Source organism: Dyadobacter sp. AC419 (genome assembly GCF_979253085.1).
In genome coordinates, this window is the sequence record NZ_CEEDCD010000019.1 from 626,322 (window position 1) to 647,436 (window position 21,115).

The 21,115-nt window shown below is 46.2% G+C and carries 14 protein-coding genes and 1 pseudogene; 10 read left to right on the top strand and 5 right to left on the bottom strand.

Annotated elements, in window-relative coordinates; genetic code table 11:
- The first annotated feature begins 148 nt into the window (after positions 1–148).
- From AC0IYG_RS16270 to AC0IYG_RS16295, 6 genes are all read left to right on the top strand, one after another.
- Positions 149–1,201 (top strand): sensor histidine kinase, encoded by a 1,053-nt coding sequence (locus AC0IYG_RS16270; RefSeq protein ID WP_471712162.1) that lies wholly within the window; start codon positions 149–151, stop codon positions 1,199–1,201.
- Between the two features lie 101 nt (positions 1,202–1,302).
- On the top strand, positions 1,303–1,938 hold the full coding sequence (locus tag AC0IYG_RS16275) for a response regulator (RefSeq protein WP_471712164.1): 636 nt from the start codon (positions 1,303–1,305) through the stop codon (positions 1,936–1,938).
- Positions 1,939–1,951: 13 nt separating this feature from the next.
- Positions 1,952–3,202 carry a hypothetical protein gene (locus AC0IYG_RS16280; RefSeq protein ID WP_471712165.1) on the top strand — a complete coding sequence of 417 codons (1,251 nt, stop codon included), beginning with the start codon at positions 1,952–1,954 and terminating at the stop codon, positions 3,200–3,202.
- Between the two features lie 6 nt (positions 3,203–3,208).
- Entirely contained in the window at positions 3,209–3,616 is a 408-nt protein-coding gene (locus tag AC0IYG_RS16285) for a hypothetical protein (RefSeq protein WP_471712166.1), read from the top strand.
- Positions 3,613–4,323, top strand: coding sequence for a hypothetical protein (locus AC0IYG_RS16290; protein ID WP_471712167.1), 711 nt, complete (start codon positions 3,613–3,615; stop codon positions 4,321–4,323). Before AC0IYG_RS16285 ends, AC0IYG_RS16290 begins: the two co-directional genes overlap by 4 nt.
- A 20-nt stretch (positions 4,324–4,343) precedes the next feature.
- A complete protein-coding gene (locus tag AC0IYG_RS16295) occupies positions 4,344–5,054 on the top strand; it encodes an START domain-containing protein (RefSeq protein WP_471712168.1) in 711 nt (236 codons plus the stop codon).
- Positions 5,055–5,073: 19 nt separating this feature from the next.
- On the opposite strand, the gene AC0IYG_RS16300 is transcribed toward AC0IYG_RS16295, so the two are convergent.
- The gene (locus AC0IYG_RS16300; protein WP_471712170.1) at positions 5,074–6,018 is read right to left on the bottom strand and encodes a nitrilase family protein; all 945 of its coding nucleotides are present in this window, start codon (positions 6,016–6,018) and stop codon (positions 5,074–5,076) included.
- 71 nt (positions 6,019–6,089) lie between these two features.
- Positions 6,090–6,917: a DUF6597 domain-containing transcriptional factor gene (locus tag AC0IYG_RS16305; protein WP_471712171.1), complete on the bottom strand. Its 828-nt coding sequence runs from the start codon at positions 6,915–6,917 to the stop codon at positions 6,090–6,092.
- Positions 6,918–7,197: 280 nt separating this feature from the next.
- Between AC0IYG_RS16305 and AC0IYG_RS16310 the strand changes: the two genes are divergently transcribed.
- The 4 genes from AC0IYG_RS16310 to AC0IYG_RS16325 all read left to right on the top strand — a co-directional run bounded on the left by AC0IYG_RS16310 (position 7,198) and on the right by AC0IYG_RS16325 (position 14,899).
- A complete protein-coding gene (locus AC0IYG_RS16310) occupies positions 7,198–10,338 on the top strand; it encodes a SusC/RagA family TonB-linked outer membrane protein (RefSeq protein ID WP_471712172.1) in 3,141 nt (1,046 codons plus the stop codon).
- Positions 10,339–10,349: 11 nt separating this feature from the next.
- A complete protein-coding gene (locus AC0IYG_RS16315; RefSeq protein WP_471712173.1) occupies positions 10,350–12,245 on the top strand; it encodes a RagB/SusD family nutrient uptake outer membrane protein in 1,896 nt (631 codons plus the stop codon).
- Positions 12,246–12,326: 81 nt separating this feature from the next.
- Positions 12,327–13,016 (top strand): DUF3823 domain-containing protein, encoded by a 690-nt coding sequence (locus AC0IYG_RS16320; protein ID WP_471712174.1) that lies wholly within the window; start codon positions 12,327–12,329, stop codon positions 13,014–13,016.
- Positions 13,017–13,588: 572 nt separating this feature from the next.
- Complete coding sequence (locus AC0IYG_RS16325; RefSeq protein ID WP_471712176.1) at positions 13,589–14,899, top strand: glycoside hydrolase family 99 protein; 1,311 nt, start codon at positions 13,589–13,591, stop codon at positions 14,897–14,899.
- A gap of 17 nt (positions 14,900–14,916) precedes the next feature.
- On the opposite strand, the gene AC0IYG_RS16330 is transcribed toward AC0IYG_RS16325, so the two are convergent.
- The 3 genes and pseudogenes from AC0IYG_RS16330 to AC0IYG_RS16340 all read right to left on the bottom strand — a co-directional run bounded on the left by AC0IYG_RS16330 (position 14,917) and on the right by AC0IYG_RS16340 (position 21,005).
- Positions 14,917–17,484: a galactose oxidase gene (locus AC0IYG_RS16330; RefSeq protein ID WP_471712178.1), complete on the bottom strand. Its 2,568-nt coding sequence runs from the start codon at positions 17,482–17,484 to the stop codon at positions 14,917–14,919.
- 199 nt (positions 17,485–17,683) lie between these two features.
- The gene (locus tag AC0IYG_RS16335) at positions 17,684–18,400 is read right to left on the bottom strand and encodes an outer membrane lipoprotein-sorting protein (RefSeq protein WP_471712180.1); all 717 of its coding nucleotides are present in this window, start codon (positions 18,398–18,400) and stop codon (positions 17,684–17,686) included.
- Between the two features lie 54 nt (positions 18,401–18,454).
- Positions 18,455–21,005 (bottom strand): annotated as a pseudogene (locus AC0IYG_RS16340) (TonB-dependent receptor).
- Between the last annotated feature and the right edge of the window lie 110 nt (positions 21,006–21,115).

A 21,115-nucleotide genomic window follows, 5' to 3' on the forward strand; every position in this document is an offset into this window, starting at 1 on the left:
ACAAACTAGTTTTACAAGCAAGCGAAAGTGCGTTTACATTGATTTTATCATATCATTAAAATGCGTTTTTTAGCAGCTAACAACTTGTTTACCAAAGCATATTACTTTAATTTGTGGAATCATTTAAGCTTGAAACCTTGTCCGTATCATGCGTTATGCTCTCCCGTTTCTGTTCCTGATCCAGTCATTTTGGTGCCAGGCACAATTGCAAATCGGGAAAGTTTCTGTTAACGGAAAGCCGCAGCAAATTTCAGGCGACAGCATCCGGCTAAAACCTGGTGACACCGATTTGATTTTGGAATTCAAGCGCGCTGGCAATGATTCAATTCAATATCGTTACCAGTTGCAAGGAGTTGATCAGCAGGAAATTATCTCAGCTTATCCTGTTTCGCGCTATGCACGCCTTGACGCTGGCAACTACATTTATCGCATTGCGGCGTTGAAAAATGGTAAAATCCTAACCGAGTTCGAAATTCACATCGAAAAAGATATGGGATTTTGGGATCAATGGTGGTTTTTTCCTTCGATTGCCGTTTACGTCGTCGTGCTGATCGGCGTGAGCATTTACTTATTTATGCTTTACGATTTCCGGCAAAAACTGCGCATGCAGCAAGTCAGGAACCGCATTGCCGCTGATTTGCACGATGAAGTCGGCTCAAACCTGAACAGTATTGCGATTTTTGTCGAGGTTTTGCGAAAAAAAGCGCCGCCCGAAATGCTTCCTGTTTTGGAAAAGATCATTGCAAATTCCAAGGAATCCGTGGCGCTGATGCAGGACACCGTTTGGACGATCAATCCCAAGAACGACAACATTCAAAAGCTTTTCGACCGCATGGAATCGTTCGCGTCGGGTGTGCTTGCGAGTCGGGAAATCGGTTTTGATTTTCGGGTAGAAACTGATCTCGGACAGGTGAACTTTACGATGGATCAGCGCAAAAGCATCTATCTTATTTTCAAAGAAGCCATCAATAACATTGTAAAACATGCCGAAGCCAACATGGTGAAAGTCCATGTTTCCCGTGCAAAAGACATGATCCAGATCGGCATTGAGGATGATGGAAAAGGTTTTGATATCAATGCCGAACGCGATGGTAACGGACTTTTTAACTTTAAAGAAAGGGCATTAGAGGCTGGAATCGAGCTGATGATCGAGTCGGAGCGGGGCAAAGGCACCCGTTTGAAAACGCAGATTGCGGTGTAATTACGCCGGCCGCGTATCCATACAATTGTTGATATTTAATGTCGCGATAAGCCCCCATTTTTGTCTTATCAAAAACATTATCACCTCAAAAGATCAAGAGCATGATTCGTGTCTTACTGTTCGAGGATAACAAAAACTTGCGGGAAAGCCTGTCAATGTATCTTTCTGTGACCGACGGGATCTCGCTGATTGAAGCTTTTCCAAATGCAAAAGACGCGTGGCCGCTGGTAAAGAAACACAGACCGGACGTGGTGCTGATGGACATTCAAATGCCGCACCGCTCTGGAATTGATGCCATGGTCGAAATTAAAAAGCATGCGCCTCAGGTTAAAGTGCTCATTCAGACGGTTTTCGAAGACGACGATAAGATCTTTCAGGCGATTTGCTCAGGTGCATCAGGTTACATTATCAAGAATCCCAACCCGGAAGTGTATGTGCAGGCGATTCAGGAAGTTAACAGGGGCGGGTCGCATTTGTCGCCGTCCATTGCGCGACGTGTGCTGGAAATGTTTCAGCATCAGTTTGTGAAAAGTGAACTTACTTATGTCGATCTGACCCAGCGGGAGCAACAAGTGCTGCGCTTAATGGTCAAGGGCATGAGTTACAAAATGATAGCCGACGCTTGCAATATTTCTTTTAGCACGGTCGCAACACACGTGAATCACATTTACGAAAAACTTCATGTTAATTCCGCCCCGGAAGCTGTCGTTAAGGCGCTTGAATGGCGACTTGTCTAACCCCTAATTGATCATGAGCATCCCCAATTTTCCTAACATTCGCCAAGTCCATTCCACCATTTGCTGGGCGGCGTGCATTGAAATGGTCGCGCGGTTTCTTAATCCGCAAGGCAAATTTGAAGGCATTGACGCGGCTGACATGCCTTTGCAGCGGCGCATTTTAAAACAATATTACGGAATCGAAGGCGGCGTCGATAACTCCGAAACAGGCATGCTCAGCAGCTTTTGCGAAATAGGGGACGGCTATCCGACATTGGGCCACGATGAACATTATTACGAGCAGATCTTACTCGATGTATTCAAAATCCGCTCTACGCAAAAATTTCAGGATAACATTCCGACATTCAGTTACTTAATGCGAAATACGGAAGCCAGGAAACCGGTTATTCTCGGACTCAAATTCCCTGGTATTCAAAATGGCAATCATGCAGTTGTGGTCGTTAACTGCATCAAAAGGCAGGACGTAAAACTGCTTCACATCATTGATCCGTTTGCCAATCATACGAGCACTGAAATATGTGTTACGGGCCCTGGAAAAATTGCTTATCTCAGCTATTCGTATCTCCGCAACCTCAACAGGAACGATCCGTCGCCTGTTTCTGTGGTCAGTAACTTTGAAAAAATAGCCATTGCTTCGCTGTCGACAAACGCACCGGAGCCTACGCCGATTGAGATTTCTGGTTTGCAGTATACAGGCGGCATTGAAGACATCCGCAATATGGTGATGGGACTTTTTCTCGATGAATCCATTTTCCGGGTAAAATTGGAAGAGCTGAAAATGCGGGAAGCGGTCATCACATCGCGTTATCAGAGTTTGCGGCAATTTCTTGATAATGAGCCTGCGGAAGAATTGAAGTTGCTCAAAGTGCTGACCAGCAAGCGCGATAGTCTCGAAATAATGATCGCCGAAACGCCAGCAACCGCTGTCTCGCGTGCGTCCTATGAGTTTGTCGGGATCAGGGAAAGTTACTTTACTGACCAGCATATTTCAAACGTCAGGCTGCGCTTCAAAGGGAAAGATTCCGGTCGGCAAGTCAATCATTTTGAGCCTAATTACAAATTGCTGCACCTGCAACCCGGCGACCTTACATTCATGGTGTTCACGCAAGACGATGAGAAGTGCTTTGTTTCACTTTCCGAAATGCCGTCGATTGGCATACATTATCGTGAACCCTATTCTATTGATGAGTTGAAAGCGATCATTCGAAAAGCATTTCCCCGATATATTGCCTACGAGACCGACAAGCAGTTAAAATCCAAATAAACCAACATGTCAGATTTTATCATTAACAAGTCAGATTTTGAGAGTGAAGCGCAGAGCCAGGAACCGATTCCACCGGGGTTTGAGCTGAAATGCAGAACCAAAGCCGCAATTTTCCGTGTGCTAAACAGTGGCAGACACGCAGACGGAATCCTGATCCGCATTATTAAAAGGTCGGGCGGCACGGCTGATGTCCGGATTTTCAAATATTTCAATAAACAGGATCTCAAAGGCGGATTTGTCATTCTTCGGGCCGTTCTGGAAGACCAGATTTTACGCGGCACTTTCGACAACCTGAACATTTATATTTACACCACACCAACTCCATCGCTCATCATTGCGGGAAGCGAAAATCCATGTCATCAGAATGGTGGCGGAGACGGCGGTGAAGGCGTAAAGGTGCGGATACCAACATGACAGAGTCGGAATTCGGGCAGTGGGTTATAAAAGTCGGTTATGTTTTGTTGGCTGCAAGAGGCGCGATAGTCGGCGTTTTTCTCTTGCGTTATCACGGCGTGCCTCGTAATGTCATTCTCAAACCATTGTTTTGGTATGCGGTTATTGCGCTGCTCATAGCGATTTTCGAGTCGTCGTTTATCAGCTTGGTCAATGCATTTCCTGATTTTTTCGTGCCCTATCTCACGCTTTTCGAGATTGATGATACATTCTTTATTTCACCACTTTATTATCTGAATGAATTCTGGTTTCTCGGCATATTTTTCAGCCGCATTGTGCAGGGCCAAACGGGGCGGTTGATCCGGATCGTTTCAATTTGCCTTTTTGTACTGGAAATCTGCAATACGGTTTTTGGCGAGGGTTATAAAGACGCGCAAAAGCTCGGTTCATTTTGTCTGGCTTTGTATCTGATCGTGGTTTCAATTCTTTTTTTTAAACAACACTTCATCAACAAAGTGGGTAACTCCCTGAGTACAGATGCCCTGAACCTGATCGTTTGGGGCTTTTTCTGTATCAACACGTTTTCAATTCTCATCCTTTTCTTCTCAGACAGGCTTTATAATGATCTGCCTTCGCTCTTTTACCAGATCAGTATGGGCAGAATGGCGATCGAGATTTTCGGATTAATGCTCATTGCATATGGCGTCAGGCTGTTCAAACCCGCCTGAAAATTTGTAACTGCCGATTCGTGAACGGCGAATTAAAAAGCGACTTGCGTCGTTCGAAGTTTAAGAATAAACCTTATCCCGATCGCATGCAGCGCTTTTTAGCTCTTTGTTTTACGTTACTGATGTTGTTACCGAACGCCCGTGCGCAACGCGATTGGAAGCTCGTGACAGAGTCAGACGGCATTAAAGTATTTTCCCAAAGTGTTCCCAATTCCAGAATTAATGCATTGCGCGTCGAGTGCGAAGTGAAGGCCAGCGCCGGACAGGTGGTCGCGATGTTGCTGGACGTGAAGGCCGCAGAGCAATGGGTTTTTCATACCAAATCCTGCGACTTGCTAAAAAAGGTTTCTCCGTCTGAGCTCTATTATTATTCCGAGGTGAGCATGCCTTGGCCGTTATCGAACAGGGATTTTGTGGCACATATCCGTGTCAGTCAGGACAAGGTTACGAAAGTAATTACGGTTGACGCGCCGGCAATTCCAGGAATGGTTGCTCCTAAGGAAGGCATTGTCCGCATCAGTCATTCGAAGGGGTTATGGACACTTAAACCGCTTTCCCCCGAAAAAATCAGCATTGTTTACACATTACAGGTTGATCCCGGAGGCGATATTCCAGCCTGGGTTGTTAACATGTTTTCTGCGCAGGGACCATTGCAGAGCTTCCGGAAAATGAAGGTGGAATTGCAATTGGGAAAATATAAAAGCACAGCAGCCGAATTTATTATAAACTAAATCCGGCTGCCTGCTTTCGTTAGCTAAGCCATGCAACCTTCTGACTTGAAGCGTGTTCAGTGCCGATAATGTCCCGGTAAAGTTCGGGACGGCGCGCCATTTTGTAACGATAACCTCCTGCTTGCGTCAGCTTTTCCGGGGTTAATGTGGCAATCGCGATATCATTGTCCAGTTTGCGGCATTCTGCGATAATGTCTCCAAATGGGTCAAGAATCATGGAGCAACCATTTTTCAGCTGGTCATCGTCCATACCGATCGGATTGGCGAAAACGGCGTAGATTGCATTGTCATAAGCTCTTGCCGGCAACCATTTCATGAGCCAGGCGCGGCCCTTTAATCCATCAAATTCCAGTCGGAGCGAGGTTGAGTCTTCGTGTCTTTTTTCCCACAAAGCCGGATCTGCAAAACCAGCACCCGGACGCGTTGATGGCGTCATCATGGTCACGTGCGGCATAAATATAATGTCTGCACCCAGCAAAGTCGTTGCACGCACATTCTCGACAATGTTATTATCATAGCAGATCAGAATCCCACATTTCCAGCCAAGAATTTCAAAAACAACATACTGATCACCCGGCGTCAGATTGCCATTAATGAACGGATGCAATTTCCGGAATTTCGCCACCAGGCCGTTTTTGTCCACACACACATATGCCTTGAAGAGATTGCCTTCGAGATCTTTTTCAAACAGTCCTGCCAATATGATAATGTCATGTTTTCCAGCAATTTGGATCAGTTTCTGAATGCTGGGTCCATCGGGAATCACTTCTGCCAGTTCCGTCAGCTGCGCTCTGTCCAACTTCCGGGCATAGGAATAGCCGGTGATCGAACATTCGTGGAAGGCTATGACCTGCGCGCCTTGCGCAGCCGCTTCTCCGGCTAGTCTGTCGATTGTTTCGAGATTAAAATTTTTGTCGCCGCTCTTATTTTCAAACTGTGCGGTAGCGACTTTAAGATTTTCCATGGTCGTTTTTATTACAAAACTAGCAGCACACGGACAGCGTGCATTGTAAAAATCCGACAAAAAAGGAATGCTTACTTATTAGTGATTTGCATCAAATTAACCGCCAGCCGATTGGTGCTGAGATCATATTGTGAAGGTGTAATGCCTGCCAGATCGGTGAAATCTTTGATGAAGTGCGCCTGATCGTAATAGCCAGCTTCGTATCCGAGTGCAGTCAGTGAGGTTTTAGGATTGGCTTTCCGAAGTTTCAAATAACGCTGTAAACGCGCAATGCGAGCGTAAGTTTTTGGCGAAACCCCAATGTGCAGATCAAATGCGCGTTCCAAACTTCTTTCACTAACAGCCAAATGATCCGCAAGTGACCGTACAGAAACAGGCGAAACAGCATGATCCATCATTTGGGTGCAGGCTGTGACAAGTCGGAGATCATGCCGGTTAGCAGCCAACTGACTTACCAGGAAATTTTCGATCACCTTAATACGGTTCGAATGATCGCGCGCAGAAAGCACTTGCTCTGTTAATGTGTTCGCCGAAGCCGGGAAGATCTCATTCAGTGCGAGCGTCTGATTGGCCAGCAGCTTTGCGGGAATTCTGGTAAATGCAGCGAGTCCGGAAGGTTTGAAAACGACGATCAGCATGCCGATCCTGGTCCCGGAAATTAAGTCAAAGTGATGATTAACCTGTCCGTAAACAAAACTTTCGGGATGCTGCACCGGCGATTTGGAAGTCAAATCCTGTTGTAAAAAAGCATCACCAAAATGAAATGCAATGCCGGGATGGCCGTCCGGAAAGAAACGGTGCCGTGATGGCTGACCGGCAAGATCTTCCAGAATAAGATAATGCAGAATGTAAGGGGCCAGGTGCGGGCGATGGATATAATTGCATGGAACGTCTTTCAAACCGTCCATGCAAAGTAACAATTTCCAGCGGAATCAGGAATTTGTGCTTTCCGAATTTTTGTGCTGGACGCAGACAAACCTGCCCGTCTCGCAGCAGATGAAGATTTGGGTATATAGGATTATTTTTTTGAAATATTAGATAAAAATGTTTCCAGGTAAGGTTTGATTAATGTTTTATTAATCATTTCTTAATAAGCCCCGCCTTAATTTGACCCATGGTTTGGCCGACCTGGATACCATTGAAGCTTCACATTGCTGTCACCGACTTTAAAGACTTAATATGGAAAACCGACTTTTATTAGAACGGGAAGTGCTTCGAGCCTTCCGAAAATATCTTGCGTGCATATGTCTGACCCTGAGTTGCACGCTCGCATTTAACCAACCGATTTTTGCGCAATCGGGCAATGAAACCACTGTCTCTGGTGAGATTAAAGATGAAAAGAACAGCGCAATCCCGGGCGCAAGCATTGTGCTGCAAGGTTCGGCGAAAGGAACCACCACGGACGTTGACGGTAAGTTTTCATTGAATATTCCCAGCTCAGGCTCTGTGCTGATTGTGAGCTTTCTGGGTTACAAACGCCAGGAAATCGCCGTTGGCAACCGCACCAATTTTCAGATCCAAATGGAACCGAGCACGGATGATCTGCAAGAGGTCGTTGTGGTCGGATATGGAACGCAGCGGAAGCAAACATTGACCGGCGCGATCTCCAACATTGTTTCGGAAGATATTAAGACGACGACTCACACGAGTTTGGCGCAAAGCTTGCAAGGCAAGGTGGCGGGCGTTCAGATCCGGCAGAATTCCGGTGAGCCCGGATCGTTCAGTACGAGCATCAACATTCGTGGATTCGGCGAGCCGTTGTATGTTGTGGACGGCGTGGCTCGGGACGGCGGTTATGAATTTCAAAAGATCAACCCGGACGACATTGAAAGCATTTCGGTTTTAAAAGATGCTTCTGCCGCCATTTTCGGAATCCGCGCAGGGAATGGCGTTGTCATTGTGACGACCAAAAAGGGCGCAAAAGGCAAACCGAAGTTCAGTTACAATGCAGTTTACGGCCGTCAAAGCCCGACAGATGTTCCTAAAATGACGTCTGCATTGCAATGGGCTGAAATGCGCAATGATGCGGCGAAAAATTTGGGTGAAAATCCTGTTTACACTGCCGAAGAAATCGAGAAGTTCAGGACGGGAGCGCCGGGTTATGAAGGAACGGATTGGTATAAAGAGGTTTTGAACAAATCGGCCTCGCAGCAACAGCATTTCTTATCTGCTTCGGGTGGCGAAGGCGCGGTGAATTATTTCACAAGCTTTGGTTATCAAACTGAAAATGGTCTGCTGAAAAGCAAGGATATGGGTTATAAAAAATACACTTTCAGAGCGAATGTGGGCATTGACCTAACCAGAAACCTGAAAGCCGATCTGATCCTTTCCGGGTTGTTTGACAAGCGGAATCAGCCAGGGGATAACTTTTTCAACATTTACAAAGGAACGAGGATTGCGCTGGCAACTGAACGGCCTTATGCGAATGATAACCCGAAATATCCATCGTTGCTTAGTGGTGGCTACAATCCGGTGGCATTGGCAAATGGCGACCTAACGGGTTACAATGAAGAGGCAAACAAGTTTTTTCAATCGACATTCTCGCTGACTTACACCGTGCCTTTTGTGCCGGGTTTGAAAGTAAGAGGTTTGGTTGCTTATGACAGCAATAATTATCGCAATAAGTCTGTCTCCAAAAGCTATAATCTTTACACTTATGATGCCGCGACGGAAAAATATACGGCACATTTGCAGCGGAATCCTTCGCGCATTGGCAACAATTTTTCTGATAACAACCGCGTCACATTCCAGGGTCAGCTCCTTTACAACACGGTTATTGCCAAAAATCACAACATTGGTGCGACCCTCGTTTACGAACAGCAGGAGTCGAAAAACCGCTGGGCTGGCCTGGGCAGAGAGTATGCATTTTACACCAATGACCAGATTGATCAGGCTGGTTTGAACAACCAGACCACAAGCGGGTCCGAGAGCGAATATGCGAGTCAATCTTACGTGGGAAGGTTGAATTATGACTTTAAGGAAAAATATCTGCTCGAAGTTGCAGCCCGTTATGACGGTTCCTATCGCTATCACCCGGATCGTCGCTGGGGCTTGTTTCCGGTTGTTTCTGCCGGGTGGCGGATCTCGGAAGAGGCTTTCCTGAAAAATGTTTCCCTGATCTCTAACCTCAAATTGAGAGGTTCGTATGGACTTGTGGGAGCTGATGCGGGTGCGCCGTTCCAATATGTTCCGGGCTTCTCGCTCACGGGCGGTGGCGGTTATGAGTTTACCAATGGCAATTATACAACCGGCGCAGCTTCGCCCGCTATTGTAAACGAAAATCTAACCTGGTTTAAGTCAAAAATCAAAGACGTCGGAATTGATATTGGTCTGTGGGACAACAGAATAGATCTTACTTTTGATGTTTACCAAAGGGATCGTAAAGGTCTGCTGGCGAGAAGAAATGTTTCTTTACCCAACACTTTCGGCGGCACATTGCCTGATGAAAACCTAAATAGTGACCGTGTAAGGGGAATTGAATTTTCTGTGGCTTACAATGGTCAGATCAGAGATTTCAAATACGGAATTTCCGGCAACTTCAACTTTGCCCGCACGATGAACCGCTATGTCGAACGCGGTGATTTTTTAAGCAGCATGGACAAATGGCGCGGCGGAACAACCAACCGGTGGAACGATGTCGTATGGGCTTACCAACTCGAAGGCCAATTCCAGAACAAGGAAGAAGTAATCTACGCACCGATCCAGAACGGAGACCTGGGCAACACACGTGAATTGCCGGGTGACTTCAAATACAAAGATGTGGACGGAAATGGCGTGATCGATGGGAATGATGCCATGCCGCTTTTCTTCGGTGGCGATCCAAAAATGTACTATGGCGTAACGCTTAATGCATCATGGAAGGGCTTCGATCTGACCGCATTGTTTCAGGGCTCAGGAAAATACAGCGTGCGGTTCCGCGAAGTGTATGCAGAAGTTTTCGCGTTCCGTGGCAACACGCCTGAATATTTCTACGACAGATGGCACTTGTCCGGCGACAACGAATGGATTCCCGGCAAATGGCCCGCTTCACGCTTCAATTACAATGTGGGAGCCATGTATGCTGAAAGTTCTGCCTGGCGTAAGGATGCGTCTTACCTGCGTTTCAAAAGTGCGCAGCTGGGCTACACATTCAATCTTCCCTGGCTGAAGAAAATTGGAATCGACGACGTTCGCGTCTATGGCAATGCGCATAACATTTTCACCTGGGCAGATCCGTTTGTAAAACCATTTGATCCGGAGAAAATTGAAGGATTGTTTGGTGCAGGGCTTACATATCCGGTGACCAGAAGTTACAACTTTGGAATTAACGTTACATTCTAACAAAAGAAAATATGAAATTGACCAGACATATATTATTGCTTTTTGTGCTGTTGACCGCGATCAGTTGCGACAATGTGCTCGATAAGCAGCCATTGGACAAATTGCAGGGGGAAAACCTTTTTTCCAATCCGGAAGGCGTGAAGCTTTACATGGCTAACCTGTATTATCAGCTGCCGATTGAAGATTTTACCTTTTTCAGACAAGGTTTTAATTGGAATACAGGCGACCCGAATAATGGAGGTTTCGCACCTGCGATGATCACGGACGAGGCCGTTCACACGGAGTTTGGCGACTTCATCGGCAATGATGATTTTCAATGGTGGGACCAGGGTTACAAGTTGATCCGCGACACGAACATTCTGATTGATATCATTCCAACATTGGATGTTACGGAGGAAGAAAACAAAGCTTTGGTTGGAGAAAGTGCATTTATACGCGCCTATGCCTATTTTGCTTTGGTAAAACGTTACGGTGGTGTTCCGCTTATTTCTTCTGTACAAAAATACGAGGGTGATGTAGAAGCATTGAAAGTGCCGCGCAGCACTGAAAAAGAGACCTGGGATTTTGTAATGAAAGAATGTGATGTGGCCATTGCAAATCTGGCAGAATCCTGGCCCGGCGGAGAGCGTCGTGCGACCAAATGGGTGGCATATGCGCTGAAATCGAGGGCTGCATTGCATGCTGCATCGTTGGCAAAATACAGCGATCGGGCACCGATTTCTGGAACGGCTGTGGATCAGAAATTGGTGGGAATGGATAAATCTGCGGCGGCTGAATTTTACAAAGCGGCTATTGAAGCATCTGAGGCAATTATTAGTTCAGGGAAATTTGCGCTTTACAAGCCAACGCCTGCCAATCCGGAAGAGGCTGCTGAAAATTACCGTAAGCTGTTTGAAGATCCCAACATTGCACCGAGCGAAGCCATTTTTATCAAAGGTTATGCGCGCCCGGGCTCTGGCACGGGTCATAACTATGGCATTTGGTATCAGCCCAATCAGACCGCAAATGGCTGGCCGCATCCGGGACGCATGAACCCGACGCTGGACCTGATCGACGCTTATGAAACTTACACCAATCCAGGCCAGAGCGCACCGATTACCACCACTGTTGCCGGCAATGATGTGAGTGACTACAACGGTTTTGATCCGGCCAAAAATTACAAGCGTTATGATGATCCGGCAGGCATTTATAAAGACAAAGATGCGCGTTTATGGGCGACTGCTATCTTACCGGGAACGGCTTGGAAGGGTCAAAAGATCATCATTCAGGCTGGATTTGTGAAGCCGGATGGCAGTGCGCAACTTTTTGGCGGAGATCCGATCAAGGTTGGTAGCACGACTATCTATCCATACGGAGCCGCGGACCGCACGCAATATTCGGGCTTCGACACCTGGGGCGGCAATAACACCCGGACGGGCGTGAGTTTCAAGAAGTTTTTAAATGAGGGTGTGAATGTGGCTCCGGGCTGGAATCAGACCGTGTCGGATTGGGTGGATTTCCGTTATGCCGAAATTTTGCTGAATTACGCCGAAGCCATTGTTGAAAGTGGAACCGGTCCTGCTGCAAAAGGCGCGCAGGCTTTGAACGACATTCGCCGCCGCGCGGGTCACACAAAGGACATTCCGCTTACGATCGATAATGTAGTCCGTGAAAGAAGGGTCGAGTTGGCTTTTGAAAACAAGCGTTTCTGGGACCTGATCAGAAGGCGGGAATATCATACGCTTTTCAACAATCGGGTGAGGCATGCATTGATCCCGGTGTTGGATCTGCGTGTGACGCCTGCGAAATACATTTTCCTCCGCCAGAACATCGCCCGGTTGAATCCATCGACGTTCGATTACAAACAATATTACCGATACATTCCGGGCATTGGTGCCAATGGTTTGGTTCAAAATCCCCAGTATTAATCTGCATAGGGCAGTCGGCAATCAACTTTTAGATGTATGTGCCGGCTGCCAACTAACGACTTTTGACGATAACAATTTACTATGAAAAAGATACAGATATACATTTCGGTTTTGGCAACAATGCTGTTTGCCACAAGCTGTAAAATAGACAATTATCCTGCGCCTGACGCCCAGCTTTACGGGACATTCCTGGATGCAGAAACCAATGAACCTGTGGAGCAGGATATTATTCGTGGGAGTACCATTGAGTTTATCGAACATGGATATGCTTCTCAAACCAAGCAGGTAATGATCGTTAAAAACGATGGGACTTATCGTAACAACCTGATTTTTGCCAATCAATACACCATTACGCCAGTTAGAGGAAACTTTGTTCCTACGGAGCCGAAGGATGTGACCGTCTCCGGTGAAACGCAGCTCGACTTCAAAGTGCAGCCATATATTCGTGTGAAAGATGCTAAGATTGAGAAGTCAGGCTCGAAAGTGGTTGCAACCTTCAAAATTCAGCAAACTGTCATTAATAATGTGAAAAAAATCGGCTTGTATGTGCATCCGGAGCCTTCGGTCGGGGAGCCGATGCGAACCGTTGTGTCGGAACTGGAAATTAACGGCGTCGCTGATCCGAATAAAGTTTACAAACTCGAAATCGACGTCCCAGCCAACAGCAATAACCTGAAAGTGGGCAGCCAATATTTTTTCCGCGTAGGCGCGTTGATCGACGCTCCGGAATCGAAGTTCAACTATGCCAAGGCTGTGCGTCTGACTTTGTGATGGGGATGTTTTCTTAGCTCCCCGGGTTGAAACCCGGGGCCTTGTTATCGGCCGAGCCTATGGGTCTTTGCGTTTTTCCAAGGAAGTAGCATTCCGTCCGAGCAAAAGCCAGAGCCATCGGCTCGACCGATATCCTAAGGACGGATTTTAATCCGTCCGACATCAAAAAAGAATCTTTATGTAAATGAAGAGACTACATGCTAGCTCCCCGGGTTGAAACCCGGGGCCTTGTTATCGGCCGAGCCTATGGCTCTTTGGGGTTTTCCAAGGACTGAGCATTCCGTCCGAGCACAAGCAGAGCCATCGGCTCGACCGATATTTTAAGGACGGATTTTAATCCGTCCGACATCAAACAAAGAAACTTTACATAAATGAAAAGACTACATGCCAGCTCCCCGGGTTGAAACCCGGGGCCTTGTTATCGGCCGAGCCTATGGCTCTTTAGGTTTTTTCAAGGAAGTAGCATTCCGTCCGAGCACGAGCCAGAGCCATCGGCTCGACCGATATTTTAAGGACGGATTTTAATCCATCCGACATCACCATCCGACATCACCATCCACAACCCAAAACCCATGAAAATCTTAAACTTCCTAATACTCTTACCTTTTCTTTCTTTCAGCTGCAATGGTGCTGATAATGCTAAACAAACCGTTGATCCTAAACCAATTGAAGAAGTTAAATACGATGAGACCGGTGTGCTTTTTAAAAGTTACAAAGGGCTGGTGATGGCTGGTTATCAGGGCTGGTTTACGGCGGAGGGCGATGGAGCCGGACGTGGTTGGCATCATTATCAAAAAGGCGGCAAGTTCGAGCCGGGAGCGACTTCGATTGACTTTTGGCCAGACGTTACTGACTATCCTAAAACCTATAAGACGGCATTTAATTACAAAAACCAGGAGCCTGCGCATGTGTACAGCCCGTATGACGAAGAGAGTGTTGATCTGCATTTCAAATGGATGAAGGAACATGGCATTGACGGCGTTTATATGCAGCGTTTTGTTGGAGAAGTGAAAGGAGAAAGTGGCAAACGGCATTTCAACAAAGTGCTGGCTAATGCATTGAAAGCATCCAAAAAGTATGGCAGGGCGATCAGCATTATGTATGATCTGAGCGGTTCCAGTTCAGCGGATATGGATTTTATTGTCAAGGATTGGGAAGAGCTGCAAAGCACTTTTAAACTTTTTGACAACAAAGAGAATCCACAATATCTACGGCATAACGGACGCCCGTTGCTGGCAATCTGGGGCGTAGGGTTCAACGATGGTCGTAAATACACCATTGCAGACATTCAAAAGCTTGTGGAGAAAATCAAAGGGCCAACCAAAAAAGCCTCAATCCTGTTAGGCGTGCCTTACTATTGGAGAACATTGGGCAATGACACTGAAAATTCAACATTGCTCCACACCGTCATAAAAAGTGCGGATGTGGTGATGCCGTGGGCGGTTGGACGTTATAATGCATCGAGTTACACGAGCATTGCCGGGACGCATCTTCCGGGCGACATTGCCTGGTGCAAAGCCAACAAACTTGACTACGCGCCGCTTGTTTTTCCGGGATTTAGTTGGGGTAACTTGAAGAATGATAAGTCGTTATATAACCAGATTCCAAGAGGCAAAGGCGATTTCCTATGGCAGCAAATCGCCGGTGCCAAACTATCCGGCGCAGAAGCTTTGTACGTCGCCATGTTCGATGAAGTGGATGAGGGCACTGCGATTTTCAAATGCAAAAGGGAAGGGGAGCTGCCCGAAAATGCAGATGGAAAGTTCGTAGGCATTGAGGTCGATCTGAAACCGGATCATTATTTGTGGCTCACAGGACAAGGCGCAAAATGGTTTCACGGGGAAGCGGGATTCAGCGCTAGGAAACCTGAAAGACCCAATTAAGAGATCAGAAAGGGCTGTTATGAATGCAAAACTTCGGGCATGTCCTTCTGAAACTCTTCCCCGTAAATCCGGCTGTATTCTCTGGCGAAATTTTCAAACGTGGTTTTTGCCAGAGAATGCTTGCCCAAAAGGGCCAAAGCCTTGCATTTGATCGTCATGGCTTCCTCATTAACCGGATCGAAATAGAAAATGTAATTGGCAACTTTAATCATGAATTCCGGATCATCAGAAACCTTTATCGAGGTCGCATAACGCAAATAAGCATCAACGATTTCATTGGAAATCTCAGATTTAAAGCTGTCCAGCCATTCATATTCGAGGTCAGCGAGGAATGTGCCGCGCTTGCTGATCTGCGAAAGATCCACAATGTCCTGTTTTGAAAGCACACGCTTGTCAGAAACCAGCTTCAAATATTCTGCATAATCGACGTGAATGTGCTCGTCGTCAATCTTCACGCGCCAATAACCGCTTTCCTTTGAAATATGGCAATGTTTCAACTTGTCCAAAATCCCCTTCAATTTCGCAATGTTAACCGCCCGATTGTTCCGCGCGCTTTCCGAGCTTTTATCAAACCAAAGCAATTCTTTAAGCTTTTCAGAACTGATTCCGTCTTTTCGGATTGAATGCAGCAAAATCACTAAAAACAATTCTTTCAGCAAAGGCGTGAACAACCGCGTGATCTCATTCCCTTGCTCGTCAAATAGTTGCAGATTACCAAACAGCATAATGCTGCTGTGCAATGGCGCAATCTTCGTTTCAACGCTTTTTTCGTGATTTTCCTCTGCAACTAATGGCGTTGCCGGGGCGTTGTGTTGCACTTCCGGGTTCCTAAGCACAACTGGCGAAGTTGCAGGTGTTGCTTCCTGCGGTTTGCGGCGTTTGTAAAAGTAAAAGCCAGCCAGCACCGCAACCAGCGTCAAAACAATCCAAAGCGTTGGATCGGACTTGGCAGTCGCTTGCTCAACTTTTGAAACAGCACCCAGCGGCGGTGCGAAAAGCGAATAAATGGAAACCTTTGTCTGATTCTTATCCGTCCTGAACAATGTTACGGCCACAAATCGCCCGGTAGACTGGTCATAAAAAAGATCAGCATAAGATTCTGTATCAATGAATTCAAAAGGGATTTTGGATCCCACGATCTGATATTCTGGCTTGGTGAGTGAGCCTCTGATTAATTGCAGCTCCGAATTGAACTTGTCTTTTGGAAAAATCAATGCATAATAAGTGCCTTCTTTGTCATTAATGACCATTGAACTGGCGCAAACAAAATCTTCTTGCGGTTTTTTTAGCTCATATATTTTTTTGAAAACGCCCGTCTTCGCATTAAAAAAGATCAGATCATACCAATTTCTCGGATTTAGAATCTGCCTGCCCGTTGTGCTTCCATAACCACCCAAAATGTACGCGCCGCCCGTTGCAGTCCCGGCAGCAGCCAGATATCGCGGAGAAAAAACGGAATCCTGCAACGTGATCTGTTCCCATTTATCAGTCGCCGGCTTATATTTTTGAATGGTGTTTTTGTATTCCAAATGTCCATATCCGCCCAGCATATAAATCGTGGAATCAGCTGCACTGTAAAACTTGTTCGCATGCAGAAAGTGCGTTTTCAGCGCTGGGGCAATGTTGTTTCCATCCCACCGGGTAGAAACCGTATCAAAATGCGTCGCTTGTTTTTCGTTAATAAATAGGTTGTAAATGCGGTTCGTCAAGGGTTCGTACAACACCTGATTGTCCATAAAAATGGCCTGCTTAGCTGCATAGGCAAACCTTTTCGTCTGATTCGTGGCAATGCGGTGTGTCGATAAAGTGTCCGTGCCGACAATGTAAACGGTTCCGGCTTTCTGATCTGCGGTAACGCGTGCGGGCCCTTCTACAATGAAATTGAGTAGCGGCTGCCAATCGTGATGCATCTTTTTGATCCATAGCGGATTATCGACGAGGCCGTTTGAGTTTTTCGTTTCACCGATCGCCTGAACTCCGCTCATTTCATCGAGTTTCCAATGAAACTTTGCCTCGCCGTTTTCCGAAATAGCAACATTTCGGATCTTCATCGGCGGGACGTCTGTCGTATTGAAATTCTTGTATTTATTGGCGCCAAAAAGAATTTTGAAACAGCCATCTTTTTCCATAGCAACCGCCTGCTTAAAGCGTTGTGCGCCGTTGAAGACGGTTAATGTTTCTTCTTTTTTACTAAAAACCAATCTTATCCTGTTCCAGCTTTTGTAAAGCTCCTTTTCGTCGATATCAAATGTGATCTTTGAAAATTTGTCGCCGATGACAACTTTGAAACGATCTTTATTCAGCGACGAGTTGTCGTAAAGGATGTCAATGTTCCGCTGGTCATTTTCGATGAGCCGGACAATGTATCCGAAATAATTCTTCTTATGCGGCAGAAATGAGAGTTCAAATGAAAGCTCAAAATCCTTATCAAAGCAAAGCGTTTTGCCCGGAGACAGGTCAAGGCCCGTTCTTTTGTCCTGAACAGATTCAAAACTTTCGAAACCAAGTCCATAAGACTGCGCTGAGCATAGATTGGCAGCCCCGTAAAAAAACTGGATTGTAAGAAGGATAAAAAGGATTTTCAAACGTATACACATATTCAAACGACCACGATCTGGCAAGGGCTTGTTACCGGCTGCTAAGTGAATATTAAGATTTTTTTTCCGCTGTTTTACTTGGAACGGCTTTTATTTGTTTGCGTCACATCTTGCAAGGCATTGATTTAGAACGAAAAAAGGCACCGGAACACTTTCCGATGCCTTTTGCAAGATTGAAACAGAAATACTATTTAACCGGCTTTTTGAACATTGCGGCGTCCACCGGCGTATTTACAGAAACTTTGTTTGTAATAAATGACATTGTGCCCATCTGCGGATTGGTAATGTCCATGGTGTTTGGAAATTTAACACCCTGCACTTCCTTGTAATCTGAAAGCTCAATTTCACCGCTCTGGCCATTCATATCCACTTTCACTTTGCTTACCAGGAACGTTTCCGCATCCAGATATTCGTCCATCGCAGTGCCTTCTTTTGAAGTCACTTTCAGGTGATAAACATCCTTTTTATCGAGTTTTTCTTTTCCTATCAGCTCCACTTTATTTCCTTTTTCCTTGTAATTAACCAGCCCGCCAAATGGATCCAGAGAACTCATTTGTTGCTTCAACTGATCCGCAGGCATATCTTCCGGCTCGCCCGTGCCGCCCATTTGCGTAGGGCGGATCATCCAGCCTTTAGAATCATCCACAACTTGCACCATAGAGTTGCCCATGATCGTAGACTCGTTGCGAAGCGATTTTCCCACAACCAAAACCGTTTTGGTAGGAATCTCCATTCCCTGAACTGCAAGTGAACGCTCTGTGATGACCGTGTTCACCGCCTTGATTTTGTCCATCCCGCCCAACGCAGCCACGTGCTTGTCGACGATTTCATCCACGCTTTGCGCAAAGGAACCTGCTGATATTAAGGCCGCTGCAAACGCAACGAATACTGTGGTTGTTTTCATAACTTGTTTTGTTGGAGTAGTGGTTTGTTTTGTAAAGCCTTGTTTGAATAAATACTACCGGGGAGTCGCGCCGCCAGCTGGTGCCGGACCGGATTGTTGCCCGCCTTCACTTTTAACGTCGTCGTTGTTCACCGACTTCGCCTTGCGTTTTGGCGCATCCATTGTCATTTTACCAATTTTGTAAGTGAATGTCAGCCTGAAACCGCGGTTGTACATATATATGTCGTTCACCTGGTTGAAGTTAAGCGATGCCAGTTCGGTGTGCATTTTGAAACGTTTGCTAAGGAAGTTTTCAGCTGCCAGACCCAAACTTGCTTTTTTGTTGGCAAATTCTTTTTTCACACCCACTGTGTAAAAGCCAAATCCGCCCTGCTGACCCTGTAACTGAACCTGATTTCCCTGCATAAATCCGAATGCTTGTGCGCCCCAGCCATTTTTGAATGTTGCCTGCGAGAACAGACCGCCGCTGATCACCATGCCCGAATTATTGATCGTTTTATTAACGCCGCCTTCCAGCGTCTGGCCGCTCAGTTCCTGATAAAAGATGTTTGAGAAAATACCGAAGTTGATTTTGGTCGTCGCGGCAACGTTGGCAAACAAGTTAAGTCCGTAAGCATTCTGCTTTCCAACGTTTTCATAAGTTGTTATAATGGCACCCGCCAGTGTGTCGGACGGTTGGCGCACTTGTGAAATCGCATTATTCGTAATTCTGCCGAAGAAAGTCGCGTTAATAAATGTTTTTTTGATGTTTTTACTCAATCCCAACTCAAAATTATTGGTCAGCTCCAGGGCGCAGTTCCGGGTTACCAATGGTAATGTTCTGCGGATTGGCCGAGTTGAAGTTAGGGTTCAGCTGCTGCAAACCCGGACGCTGGATCCGGCGGTTATAACCAAGCTTAACGGTCGTTCCTTTGAAAGTTTTAGAAGCATTCACACTTGGCACCAGCACACCATAATTGCCCACGCCAACCGTTCCTTCATTGGTGCTCGCATCGATAAATGTATGCTCGTAACGCAGCCCGCCTTTGAATGTGTAGCGCTTTTTGGTCGTATAAGTGTAGGATGTGTAACCGGCTGCAATATTCTGATGGTAAGTCAGGTCGCCCGCTGGCTGGTCTGTTTCCGGGCGGAAATCACCGGTCGGATCTGCAATCAGGAAGTTGTATGCGCTTGTTACTTCACGGAAAATTGCTTTTCCACCAAATTCCAGCAGCTGGTTTTTCTTGATAGGCGTTTGATAATCAGACTGCAATGTGAATTCCTGGTTAATGCTTTTGTTCAAATTGCGCTGACGGTTCAGCAACTCATTGCTGCCGTTCAAAATATCCGCATCAAAATCATTGGTCAGGTCATTGCGGCTGTAAAGCGTTGAAATGCTCCATTCCTGTTGCGGTTTGAAAGTATGCAGATAATCAATGTTGGCATCAATTGTTCCTGAAAGATTTTTCGCATCCACATTACGCGCAGAGTTGATATCCGTTTCACCCGTTTTCATAATGCGCGTGATCAGATCCTGCTGGCTGCGGAAATTGCGAACACCATAACGAACTCCGGCTGTAATGCTTTGATTTTTAGCCAAATCGTAATCAAAACCAAGGTTGTAGTTTCCAAACAAACCACGGCTTGAACCGTCTCCCGTCTGGCGTGTAGTGCTTTGAACATCGTCTACAATGCTGGTTTGTTCCAAAGTCGTTTTGGTGATCGTGTTATACATTCCACGACCGAAACCACCAATGGTAAAACCAGCTTTTCCCTTGCGGTAACCGCCATTCAGAGACAGGATAGAACCGCGGTTTCCAACTCCTGAATCCACATTCAGGTTCAATCCCTGCAAGCTGTTTTTCTTGGTAATGATGTTAATGATCCCGCCCGAACCTTCGGCATCGTATTTAGCAGATGGGCTTGTGATTACCTCAACCGTCTTGATCTGGTCCGCAGGAATCTGCTTCAATGCATCCGCAACGCTGTTGGCAATAATGGTGCTTGGCTTATTATTTACAAGCACGCGAATGTTCTGGCTTCCACGAAGTGAAACATTTCCGTCCAGATCCACAGTCAGCAAAGGCACTTTACGCAGAATGTCCGTCGCGTCCCCGCCTTTTGCAGTAATGTCTTTTTCTGCGTTGTAAACAAGCCTGTCTACTTTTTCTTCAATCAATGCAGCTTGTCCGGTCACCGTAACCTCGCTCAGCGTTTTCGTATTCGAGGAAAGATTTACGGCGCCCAGGTCAAGCTCTTGCCCTTTAGCAATGGAAATGTTATCAATTGTTTTGTTAGCAAATCCGATGAATGAGATCAAAATTTTATAATCTCCGGCAGCCAGTTTGGTCAATGCGAATTTGCCTTTTTCGTCAGCCACGGTTCCGTCCACAGCTTGTCCGCTGGCTTTGTTATAAAGTGCGATGCTGGCAAATTCAATCCCTTTTGCGGAAGCAGAGTCTACGATTGAACCTGATAATTTGGCGGTTCCTTTCGGGCTTTGGTCGCCGGCAGTTCCCGGCAGGGCTTTGGGTTGGGTTGATCCTCCACCGGTCGGGAATTGTGCAAATGCCGGTGAAAGAAATGACGCCAGAGTGATTAGCGTTGCAAGCAGAAGTTTTGTCATTGTTATGGGATAGTAATTATGCCATAAAAATGCAACGGAATAAAAAAACCTTTTACTAATTTATGATAAAGGCTTGATTAAGCGGGATGGATGTGGCTATGCGGAAGATG